Source organism: Acanthopleuribacter pedis (assembly GCF_017377855.1).
Classification (GTDB): domain Bacteria; phylum Acidobacteriota; class Holophagae; order Acanthopleuribacterales; family Acanthopleuribacteraceae; genus Acanthopleuribacter; species Acanthopleuribacter pedis.
In genome coordinates this window covers 478,479-491,107 of the sequence record NZ_JAFREP010000003.1, presented here as the reverse complement: position 1 = coordinate 491,107, position 12,629 = coordinate 478,479, and the positions used below count along the sequence as shown (strand labels likewise).

At 64.4% G+C, this 12,629-nt stretch carries 1 protein-coding gene (only partly in view); it reads right to left on the bottom strand.

Going from position 1 to position 12,629, the window contains the following annotated elements:
- Positions 1 to 8 precede the first annotated feature (8 nt).
- Positions 9 to 12,629: the 3' portion of an amino acid adenylation domain-containing protein gene (locus J3U88_RS04940; RefSeq protein ID WP_207857248.1), read on the bottom strand. 135 nt of this gene lie beyond the right edge of the window; the window shows 12,621 of its 12,756 coding nt (coding positions 136–12,756); the start codon falls outside the window, past its right edge; the stop codon is at positions 9 to 11.

Below are 12,629 nucleotides of genomic sequence, written 5' to 3'. Positions count from 1 at the left end.
GGCGAAACTCAGTCTTGCTTTGATGCGGTGATATGGGCGAGATGACGGGTCAGGGCGGTGACGGTGGGATGGTCCAGCAACCATTGCGGCTGGACCTCGCATTGGACGATTTTTTCCATACGGGTCGAGAAGTGCATGGCGGAAATAGAATCCAAGCCGTAATCCTGAAGGGGTTTATCGTCCTCAATCGCGGGCAGGCGCAGCACCTCGGTCAACAGCGAACGCACCGTATGGGGCAGGTCGTCCTCGCGGCGGGCTTGGGGCGGTGTACCGGGCGCGACCGCGGCGGGCTCGGGCTTGGAAGGCGCGCGGAGCAACGGGTGCAGGCGCTGAATGATCGCATCCGGCAGGGTTGCGGCGACCTCGGCGCTGACGACGGCGGCGACCCTAGCGGCCACGTCCTCACCCTTTCGAAACCGGTTTTCCCAATCGCGCAATTGCTGTTCTGAAACGGCCGCTTCCGACCCCGAACCGGCTTCAGCAGCGGAACCTTCCACCGCATCGGACACCAACCCCATGGCCCGGCGCACGCTGTCGGCGTCGTCGACCTGCATCAGGGTCAGCACGGGCACGCCGGCGCCGAGGCTGCGTTCGATTTGCGGGAAGGCGCGTTCCATGTCGATGAGGTGGAAGCCCATGCACTGCAACTGTCGCCGCGTTTCGGGGAAAAGGTTGTCCTCTTCCCAGGCACTCCAGCACTGCGCCAGAGCCACCCCTGACCGGCCGAGCGAACCGCGGTAGTGGGCGAAGGCGTTTTGGAAGGCGGTGGCGTAGGCATAATCGGCGGAGCCGCGCACGCCGAAGGAACCCAGCGACGAAAACATCAGGAAGAAGTCGAGCGGTTCGTCGGCGGTCACCTGATCGAGCAGCAGGCTCGCCTGAACCTTGGTGCGAATGACCCGCGCGAAGGATGACCAGGACTTGGCGGCGATCATCTGGTCCTCGTGGGAACGCGCCAAGTTGACCACGCCGTGGAGCGGCCCCACCTCGGCACGGATGCGGGCATAAGCCGTGCGCAAGGCGTCGCCGTCGGTGATATCGACGCGGTAGAAGTGGACGGTGGCACCCGCGCGTGTCAGGGTCGCGAAAAAGGCGTCGCTGTCGGCGTCGCGTTCCCGGCGCGAGAGGATCACCAAAGTGGCGGCGTAGGTGGTCGCCAGCTTGATGGCGAGCAAACGCCCAATGTAACCCAAGCCGCCGGCCAACAGATAGGTCCCGCACTGTTTAAAGGCAGGTAGCCCGGTGGTCGGGACCGCAACATCGACCAGCTCTTTTTCAAGACGTTCGTTGTCGCGGTAGCGGACCTCGCGTTGCGTGAGCGGGTTGTCGCCGGGTTCGGGTCGCGCCAACCACTCGGTTAACAGGATTTGGTGTTTTTGCAGCGGGTCGACGCGGTCGTTTTCCCCGGCGATCAGGTGCCAACGGTGGTTGGGGTTTTCCTGCATGGCGGAGCGAACCAGACCGCCCAAGGCGTTGCAGGCCAGGCGCGGGTGTTGCGGCGTGATTTGGTAAACGAACCAGAGGTCGATGGTTTCGCCCCAGCAGCTTTTCATCAGCGCTTGACTGAGTTGGAACACCAGCCGCGGGTCGGTTTCGTCATAGGCCGCGCTCTCGCCGGGCGAACCGAGCACCAACACGGCGGCGGGTGCTTGCGCAAAGGTTCCCGGGTGGAGTTGGTCGGGGCCGATGCACTGAATATCAGGCACCACGCCGGCAACTTTTTTAATTTGGCCGAGCAAGGCCAGAAAGAGCGCTTTTTCGGCGGGGTCGCTTGCGACCACAACCAGGCGACGTCCGTGGAAACGCGCCAGACCGGCGGCCCAATCGACGGCATCGGGCAAGGGTCGCGGTAACCAGGCTTCGCGGTGGAACAGCCATTGGGGTTCGGGGCCGCTTGCCGCGGCGACGGGTTCGGATGGGACAGGTTTGGGTGTGCCTGTTTCGGCCATCACAACGGGTTTGGGCTGCAGCCACAGGGTTTGACCGGAAAAGGGATAGGTAGGTAGATGGATGCGACACGGTGGTGCGTCGTCGTACAACGCGGGCCAATCAATGGTGGCACCCGATACCCAGGCGGCGGCCGTCTCTTCCAAACTGTCCCCCGCGCTCTCGGGTCGGTTTTCCGCGACGGTCCCACGCAGGACCCCGACACCGTCGACCAATGCGGCGCGGAGTTCGGCCAAGTCGGTGACGACGGCGGCCCATCGGTGCGCCATGGCCTCGCGGCCGACTTGCAGCGTGTAGGCCAGATCGCGCGGGTCGGGGTTTTCCTGTTCGAGGAACCGCGCCAGTTTGGCGACGGCCCGCGCCAAGGCGGCCGCGTCTTTGGCCGAAAGCACGATGACCACGGGCGCCGGTGCGGCGGCATCGCGCGGGGCCCGCGGCGGCGCCTCCGCCACGACCAAATGCGCGTTGGAACCGCCCGCGCCGAAGGAAGAAATGCCGGCGATGCGGGGCGCGGTCTGGTCGCGGCCCTTTTCGGTCCAACGGGGCGACGTCCATGGCGCGGCGGTTTGTTGCAGCACAAAGGGCGTTTTGGCGAAGTCGATGTTGGGATTGGTCTCGGCAGCGTGCAGGGTCGGCACCAGGGTGGCGTGTTTCATTTGCAGGATGACCTTGGCCAGCCCGGCGATGCCGGCGGCGGCTTCCAAATGGCCGAGGTTCGACTTGGCGGAACCCAAGGCACAAAACCCAACCGCCTCGGTATCGGCGCGAAACGCCTCGGTCAGGCCGGTCACTTCAATGGGATCGCCGAGTTTGGTGCCGGTCCCGTGGGCTTCGATGTAACTGACGGCACGCGCATCGACGCCGGCTTTAGAGAGGGCGTCGCGGATCAGCGCGCTTTGGGCGACGGGGTTGGGCACGGTGTAGCCGTGGGTTTTGCCGCCGTGGTTGATGCTGCTTCCACGGATAACGGCGTGGATCGGATCACGGTCGCGCAGGGCGGCGTCCAGCGGCTTGAGCACGACGGTACCGACCCCCTCCCCCGGCACATAACCGTTGCCGCCGGCGCCGAAGCTGTGGCAGCGCCCATCGGCCGACAACATGGTGGCGGCCGACATGGCCAGGTATTGAGACGGGTGCAGGTAGAGGTTGACGCCGCCCGCCAGCGCCAGGCGACATTCGCCGGAACGCAACCGTTGGCAGGCCTCGTGGATCGCGGTCAGCGAGGAGGAACACATGGTGTCGACGGGCATGCTGGGCCCGTGAACGTCGAGCACGTAAGAGACGCGGTTGGCAACGGAACTGAACGAGGTATGAAAATGGCAGGTTTCACCCTGGGCCTTGAGTTCGGCGCCGACCAAGTTAAAGCCGGTTTGGGTGATACCGGCAAAAACGCCGACCTCGCCGTTGTAGTCGTTTTTGAGCGCGGCACGGGTCAGGCCGGCGTCTTCCAAGGCGGACCAGCAGGATGCCAGGAACAGGCGCTCCTGGGGATCGGTGTTGAGCGCTTCAAAAGGCGAGATATTAAAAAAGAGCGGATCGAAGTCGGCAAACCCCTCGAGGAACCCGCCCCACTTGGCGTAACTTTTCCCCTGCTCAATCGCTTCCTTGACCGGCTGGTGGAAAAAACCGTCCAACGACCAGCGTTCCGGCGGGATTTCGCTGATGCAATCGCGGCCCTCCAGCAGGTTGCGCCACAAGGTGGCGAGGTCCGGTGCTTGCGGGAAGCGGCCGGCCAAACCAATCACGGCAATCGGCGCTTGGGTGGCGGCGGGTACCGGGGCGGCCTGAATCGGGCGTTGCTGGGTGCTGGTTCGCCGCGTGTTTGGCGACGGCCCGTTTTGCGGCGCGGATTCGGGCGCAACGCTTGCCGGGACGGCACACCAACGCCCACAATCACGGGGATGGCGGCGCGCGAGGTCCTCGGCACAGGCGGCCAAGGTCGCGTGCTGGTAAAACAGGGTTTTGTTTAAGTCGGGAAAAACCGGCTCCAGCTTTTGATTGAGCTGGGTGATCATGATGGAGTCGATGCCGTAGCGCTCGAGGGTGGCATCCACATCGACGCGCGCCACATCCAAGCCGGCCACCTCGGCAAACAATGCGCGCAGTTGGGCAAGCGGCGTAGGCGCTGCGCCCCGCGTGTTTGCCGTCGCTTCGTTCACCAAAGCGTGCGCCTTGGGTTTCGCTTCGGTCTGGGTCGCGGTTTGGCAAAACACGGTAACACGGTCCGCGTCAGCGACGCCAAAGGCAAGGCGCAGGGCACGCAAACCATCCGCCGTTTCAAGCGGCGCCCAACCGGCGCGCGCCATCGCATCCTCGACCCAGCCTTCGACACCCATGCCGCCTTCACGCCACAAGGGCCAATTCACGGTCAAGGTCCTGCCGCTTCGCAACCCCTCGGCGACTTGCGCGTTGCGGTAGGCGGCGAAGGCGTCGATAAACCCGTTGGCGGCGGCGTAATCACATTGGCCGGCGTTGCCGAACACACCCACGGTCGAACCGCACAACAGCATGAAATCGAGTGCCACCTCCCTGGTGGCGAGATCCACAATCTCGGTGCCAAGCACCTTTGGCGCCAGGACCGCTTTGACCTCGCCCAGCGTTTTGCGAGGAATCATGTTGTCGCGGTTGATGCCGGCGGCATGAATCACACCCTGTAGGCCGCCGAAAGACGCCCGCACCTCGCGCACCAAACCATCGACGGCTTCGCGATGACAGACATCGACCTCCCGGTACCAAACCACGGCGCCCAAACCGCGAAGCTCGGCCAACGCCTTTTGTTTGGCAGGTGTCAACGCGGCGCGGCCGGTCAGGATCAGGGTCACCTTTGCGGCGGTGGCGGCAATCTCCCGCGCAAACAGCAAACCCAAGGCACCCAGGCCGCCGGTAATCCAGTAAACCCCCTGGTCACGCCAAGGTTGTTGCGGTTCGGCAAGAACCGACGCCCATTGTTGTACCCAGCGTTGGCCGGCGTGGTAGCGCACCAACACATCGTCGGGACAGGCGCCGTTTTGCGCCAAACAGGTCTCGAGCTCGGCGGCGTCATCGGCGGCTTCGGGCTCAATCAACTGCAGGACAAGGGCGGATTGCTCCAACCGCGCGGCCCGCAACATGCCTACCAACCCGCGGTAAATCTGCCGACGGGGATCGGGACCGGTCACGATTTGAACCAGGGTCTTCCCATCTTCCTTGAGCCACCGCTTGATGAGGGCAAAAATCCGGCAGGTCATGTCTTGGTACCGCTCACCATGGGTTGGTTCCGAGGATTCCAGAACCACCCATTCACGATCCGCCAAGGCGGCGCCGGCTTGCTTGGCCGCCGCCCGGTCCCAGTCACACAACACCACGGCGCGGCGCGTGTAGGCCGGCGCTGCCGGCTCGCGAACCGGTGCGGCACACCAAGTCGCGGTTTGCAGGGAAACACACGGGTCGATACCGGCACGGGGGCCCGCTGCTTGGATGGGGGATTCGCCACGCTGCGCCGGCGCATCGATGGGGGCGTCCTCCTCGGGCGCCGGCGCATCAAACAACCAACAGCGTTCACGCCGGAACGGATAACCCGGCAAGGAAACGCGGCGCGGTGGTTGGCCGGGGTACAAGGCGCGCCAGTCGACGGCAAGGCCCCGCACCCACAGCCGCAGCAGCGGGTTGAGGCGACGTTCGGCGAGCCACGCCTGGACGGAATCCTGAAGCGCCGATTCGTCGTCAAAGAGTTCAAGCAGATCCTGGTCGTGTTGCACACAGCCGGCATAGTCGGCGCTGTTTGCGTCCTCAAGGTAGGCCGCCAGTTTTTGTGCGAGCTCGGCCACGGAGGCCACGACCAGGGCAAGCCGTTGCGCCAGGGCGTCGCGACCCACTTGCAAGGTGTAGGCGATATCGTCGAGGCGGGGCACCGCGTCGCCGCGCGCTTGCAACCAGGCTTGAAACTGGGCGACCAAAACCCGCAAGCGCTCGCCGTCCACGGCTGAAAACACCATCGGCCAAGGACCCGCTTGCGCGGAAAGGACGGCCCGCTCGGGGTAAGCTTCGGCCTCGCGGATAACGGCGTGGGCGTTGGCACCACCCGCCCCAAACGAGGACAGGCAGGCGATGCGCACCGCATCGCCTTTTTCCAATGTGGGCCGCGCCCAAGCGGCGCCTTCCCGTTGGATATGCAGCGGACCCGCGCTGAAATCGATGTTTTCATTCAGCGTCTCGGCATGGAGCGACGGAACCAGCCAACGGTGTTTGAGTTGCAGCAAGATTTTGGTGAGGCCGACAATACCGGCGGCGGCTTCCAAATGGCCGAGGTTCGATTTGACCGAACCCACGGCGCAATCAGCGGCTTGATCACCCCGCGATTTGCCGCCCAAGGCCTTGCGCAAGCCGGCGATTTCGATGGGATCACCCAGCGGCGTGCCGGTCCCATGGGCTTCGACGTAACTAATGTGGTTTGGATCGATGCCGCCGCGCCGCAAGGCTTCACGGATCAACGCGGCTTGGGCGTTGGGGTTGGGCACGGTGTAGCCGTGGGTTTTGCCGTCGTGGTTAACGGCGGTGGCTTTGACAATGCCGAGGATCTGATCGCCGTCGGCACGGGCTTGGCCCAGCGGCTTAAGCAGCACAGCACCCACCCCTTCTCCTGGCACCAAACCGTCGCCGCCGGCGCCGAAACCGCGGCAACGACCATCCGAGGCGGACATGCCCAGTTGCGATTGCACGATGTACTTGTTGGGGTGGAGCGAAAGGTTGACCCCGCCAACCACGGCGGCCGCGCATTCGCCCCGTTGCAGGCTGTGCACGGCGAGGTGTAACGCGGTCAGCGAGGAAGAACACAGGGTATCCACGGCCAGCGAGGGGCCGCTCAGGTCATATATATAGGATACGCGGTTGGCAATCGACCCGTAGCAGGTGCTCACGACGGGGTTGGCACCGCCGCCGAAGAGTTGGTATTCGCCGTACATTACCCCGACAAACACCCCGACCTTACCGCCGAAATGCCGCTGCAAGGCGCGGCGGTTGTAACCCGCGTCCTCGAAGGTGTGGTGGACGGTTTGCAGGAACAGCCGTTCCTGGGGATCCATGGCTTTGGCTTCGTTGGGTGAGATGTGGAAAAAGAGCGGGTCGAAGCAGGCCACGTCGTCCAAGAAGCCGCCCCACTTGGTGGTCATTTTGCCGGGGCGGGCCGGACCTGGGGTGTAGTAACGGTTCAGGTCCCAGCGGTCGGCGGGGATTTCGTCGATGCAATCGACGCCGTTTTTGAGGTTGTCCCAAAAGATGTCGAGGTTCTCCGCCTTGGGATAACGGCCGGCCACGCCGATCACGGCAATGTCCTCAAGCGCCGCGGGGTCGGTTGTCGTGCGGCCATGGTCGCTTTCAACGCGCGGTGTCTCGGTTTCCGCCGGCGCGGCCTGCACCGCGGTTTGGGTGCCGGGAAACAGACGGGCGCTTGCTTCAGCGTGGTGTTGCAGCAGGTAGTCGGCCAGCGCGGCCAGGCTGTCGACCTCGAAAAACAGCGTTTTGGGCAAGCCGCTAAAGTCGCGGGCCAGCACCGCGTTGAAGCGGTTAATGATCAGCGAGTTGAGACCGAGCTGATCAAAGGTCGCGCGACTTTTCACCTCTTGCAAAGGGCAGCCCGTCACGGATGCAAAACGTTGCTTGAGGTAACGCGCCAAGGCGTCGCCGTTAGCGGCCGTCTTGGTTGGTGCAGGTGCGCCGGTGGGTTCGCGAACGGGCGGCGCCGTCGCCGCGGGATGGGGTTCGGCTTCCAGCCAATAGGATCGGTGTTCAAACGGATAGGTCGGCAGGTGGACCCGCGCCGGGGTGGACCCGTCGAAGCACACTTGCCAGGTAAAACGGGCGCCGGAGACCCAGCGCCGCGCCGTTTCACGCAACGAAAGCCGCGTTTGCATAAGCGCCCCTTCCCGCTCCACCGTGCCGACAAAACCGTTGTCGCCGAGCGCTTCGCCGCGGTGGAACCGGTCGAGTTGCTGCACCAGTTCCTCACGGGAAGCACAGACCAGCGCCAAGCGTTCGGCGAGGGCGACGCGGCCGACCCGCAAGGTGTGGGCGACGGCGTCGAGCGGCGGAGTTGTCACGCGAAGATGTTCCGCTAGCGAAAAAGCAAGCTGCCGCAGTTGCTCGGCTGTCGCGGCGGACAGCACCATCAATTGCGCGCCGTCTGCACCGTCAGGCGGAAGCGAACGCGGGTAACTTTCGAGCACCGCGTGGCCGCTGCTGCCGGTCGCGCCGAAGGCATTGATCAAAGCGCGGCGGGGTCGCTCCCCTTCGGTCCAAGCAAGGGCGGAGTCGACCAGTTCCAAGCCGTTTTCAGCAAAGGCGACCATGGGATTCAGCGGCGCGGCCTGAACGGTGGGAAACAAGGTCTCCTGCTGCATTTGCAGGATCACCTTGGTGAGCTGCGACAGCGCCGAGGCCGATTCGCAATGGCCGATGCCGCCTTTGATGCTGCCGACCCGGGTCGGATCCCGTTTCTCCGCGAACAGATCGCGCAGCGCCGCGGCTTCCAGCGCATCGGCCAGACCCGCACCGGGCGCGGCGGCTTCGACATAATCTATCTGGTCCGTTGCCAATCCGGCGTCGCGCAAGGCGGCCGCCATCGAGGCTCGCTGGCGGGCGTGGGAAGGCGCGCCGAAGCGACCTTCTTTGCCGCTGTAGCCGATGCTGGTCCCTTTGACCACCGCGAGGATGGTGTCGCCGTCGCGTTCGGCCGCCGCCAGGGGTTTGAGCAAAAGGGCGCCGACGCCTTCGCCGGCCACCCAGCCGTCGGCCTGGGCGCCAAAGGGTCGGCAGACCTCGCTATCCGAAAGGAAGTCCAGGCTGTCGAGCAGGTCGAGGTGGGCGGGATGGGTCATCAGGTTCACCGCGGTGACCAGGGCCGCCCCACAATCACCACCGCGTAACCCCGCGACGGCGTGGTGGAGTGCGGTCATGCCGGCGGAACACGAGGTGTTGAGCACCACACTCGGCCCCTCAAAGCCGAACACGTGGGACACGCGGTTGGCCAGCGAGGAAGGCATGGATACGGTGGGAAAGGCGCCGTTGGCATCGGCGCCGGCGCCGTGCAAGGCGTAATCGTTCCACATCACGCCAGTGAAGACGCCAACCCGCTCGGCCACCCGGTTGAGTTCGGCGCCGCTGTAGCCGGCGTGTTCCAAACAGGTCCACACGTTCTCCAACAACAACCGTTCCTGGGGATCGATGCCCTTGGCTTCCACGGGCAAAATGTTGAAAAGGCGCGCGTCAAAACGGTCCACGCCCTGGAGGAAACCGCCGAAATGACGGCGCGGTCCGTCCTCGGCCATGCCGTAGTCGCGGCTGTTACTGAAACGCCGTTCGGAGAAACAGGTTTTGCCGGCGCGTAGGTTGTCGGCGAAGGTCGCCACGTCATCGGCGCCCGGGTACCGCCCGGCCAAACCGATGACGGCCATGTCGCGGCAACTCAGGTCGCGCGCTTCCCGCCGATCACCACCGCCTGCCACGGCCCGTTGCGGCGGCGCGGCTTGATAACCACCGCCGACAAAACTGTGAACCAGGGTCGCCCCGGGCGCCAGGTTGAAGGCGTCGCGGATTTTGTCAAACAGCAAACCGCCGATGGGACACAAACCCAGACCCAAACCGCTTTGCGCCGCCAACAAACGCTGGCCGAGGAAACCCGCTTCCAACAAAGCCGGAAATTCATCGGGTGTGTTTTCGGCCAAAACCGCGGTCAAAAAGAGGTGGAAACGGGCGGCGCCGGCGTGTTTGCGGTTAAAAGGGGTGTAACAGCGTTTGAGCTCGTGGCCGAGGTTTCGCGTCACCAGGGTCAGGTGATGCTGTTCGGCGTCGTAGCGGTACAGCCCGGCGGCAAGGCCGTCCACGCCGTCCTCAACCACGGCCAAGTAGGCGCACAACCCCCGCGGCGCGCAAAAACGGTAGCGATCCGCCGCGCCGAGCAACCCCAGCAGGCCGCTGATTTGATTCAGGGCGACGGCGCCCGCGCGGTAGCGGCGTTTGGCGGCGCGGGCGGCCAACAACGCCCGTTCGGGCGGCGCGGCGGCCACGGCGAGCCGGGGCGTATCGTCGGGAAAACGCCGCAATTGGGGCGCGCGGGCGGCGAGTTGCCGTTTCTCCTCGGCATCGGGAAACCCAATCGCATCGCGACCCTCATTGAGAAAGGCTTCGGTTTGAAGACGGCGGCGCGCGTGGCCTGTCACAAGTGCCGTCAGGTCGAAGTCGGCGTCCTGTTCCCCGGCGGGCGGCGTGCCGCCCAACAGCGCCAACAAGGGTTGGTGGCTTTCGGAAAGGGCACAGGCCGCGACCCAAGCCGAGGCTTCAATCGCCAAAACCGGCCTCAGCGCAAGCCGCCATGTTGCTTGGCGAACCAGCAGGCTTTGGCCGAGGTAACCACATTCAACCGTGGTCAGCACCGCCGCGCTCCCTTTGTACACCGGCCGCACCGCCGCCATTTCGGCAACCAACAACAGGGCGAAACCGGCTGTTTGGGCCAGGCCCGATTCGGTGGTGTGCACGAGTGCGCCGAGGCGCGGCGCCTGATCGGAAACGAGGCGCAGGACAAGGTCGACGGGGTCGAAATAATAAACACCGGCGTCAAGACCGGTCACCCCGCCCTCGCGGACAGCGAGGTAACATTGAATCGGGTTGAGCCCGCCGGCGGAGGCGTACAGGGTTTTGCGCGCACCCTCAAGCTCAACGCTGCCGAGCGCCCCGAGCAGTTGGTCAAGGGCGGCGCGCGGCACGGGTTTTTCTCCGAAGCGCTTAGCTACAGGCGGGTTCGCGGTTTTTGGTTCCACCGCATCCAAAGCCACACCGGGTTGCGACGGCGCGGGGCCGTCACCGGTCTCGGTTTTGGCTTCAGCGCGGCGCGTGGTAGGAGCACCGCATTCGGCGAGGAAACGAGCGAGTTCGGCGATGGTCGGGCCGTCCATGATCACGTCGACCGGCACGGTTGCACCGAAACGCGCCTGAAGCTGTTCAACGATCAACACCATGGTCAGCGAGGTGGCGCCTAAATCGAAAAAGTCGGCATCGTCCGCCATCGTCTCCAGGTTGAGTAGCGGCAAACACACGGTGCGAATCTGACCAGCCCGCTCCTGGATCACGTCGGCGCTCGGCCCAACCTGTGCCGGTTCGGACGCCTCGCAAGCCGGCGGTTCGGACGCCTCGCAAGCCGCCGGTTCGGACGCCTGCGCAGCCGCCGGTTCGGACGCCTTAGCAGCCGCCGGAGTCGCGGCGCGAACCTGCGTCTGTTGGGCAGGCTGTGCCGCGTCGGAAACCGGCCAAGGCAAGGCCTTGCGGTCCAGCTTGCCATGGCGCGAAATCGGTAATTCCCCCACAAACACCACATGGTTCGGCACCATGTAGCCCGGCAAACTTTGTTTGAGCGCGTCGCGCAGCACCCGGGCCGGCGGCGCTTCGCCGTGGGGCACCACGTACGCGACCAACTTGGGATCGGCCGTGTCGCGGTCCACCACCTTCACCGCCGCATCTTCAACCGCGGCGTGTTGGCGCAAGGCCCATTCGATTTCACCCAACTCAATGCGGAACCCGCGCAGCTTGACCTGATCATCCAGGCGACCCAGGTATTCGATGTTCCCGTCCGGCAAGCGCGCACACAGGTCGCCGGTCCGATAAAGCCGTGCACCCGGTTCATCGCGGAAGGGATGGCGCACAAAACGTTCGGCGGTCAGTTCCGGCCGGTTGAGGTAACCCCGCGCCAAACCAATACCGCCGATCAACAACTCGCCGGCTTCGCCCTCCGGCACCGGGTTCAGCGCGGCATCCAGCACCAACAGCTCAATCCCGCTGATGGCCCGACCAATGGGTACCTTGCCGTCGCGGCGCGGTTCGCATTCCCAGAAACTGACATCGACGGCGGCCTCGGTCGGCCCGTAGAGGTTGTGTAATTTGCCGGGACATTTTTTAAAAAACTGGGTCACCAAGTCCGAACTCAGCGCTTCACCACTGGCAAAAACATGGCGCAAGCTCCGGCATTGCTGCACCTTGGCTTGGGCGAGGAAAAACCGCAACATCGAGGGCACAAAATGGCAAACCGTGATTTTCTCGCGCTTCATCAGTTGCACCAAATAAGCCGCGTCCTTATGACCGTCGGGCTTGGCGTACACCAAACAGGCCCCGCTTAGGAGCGGCAGGAACAGTTCCCACACCGACACATCAAAGGTATAAGGCGTTTTTTGCAAAATGCGGTCGGCGGCGCCGATCTGGTAACACCGCTGCATCCACAACAGCCGGTTGGTGATGGCGCGGTGCGGGATCAAACAGCCCTTGGGTTTGCCGGTCGAACCCGAGGTGTAAATCACATAAGCCAGGTGATGGTCGGCAACGGAGGTCACCGGGTTGTGGTCCGGCTCCCGCGCCACATAGGCCCATTCGCGATCCAGACACAGCACGGTGCCGTCAAAGTCGGGGTCTTCAAAAGGCGAGGTCGTCAGCACGACACTCACGCCGGCGTCTTCCAGCAGCAGGTTGCGACGGGCCGCCGGATCCTGGGGATCGAGCGGCAGGTACGCGGCGCCGGCTTTGAGTACGCCCAGCAAGGCAACCGACAGTTCCAGCGAACGTTCCATTAAAACGGCGACGATTTTATCCGGGCCCATCCCCAAACCGCGCAGAAAATGCGCCAGTTGGTTGGCGCGTCGGTTGAGTTCGGCATAGGTATAACGGCG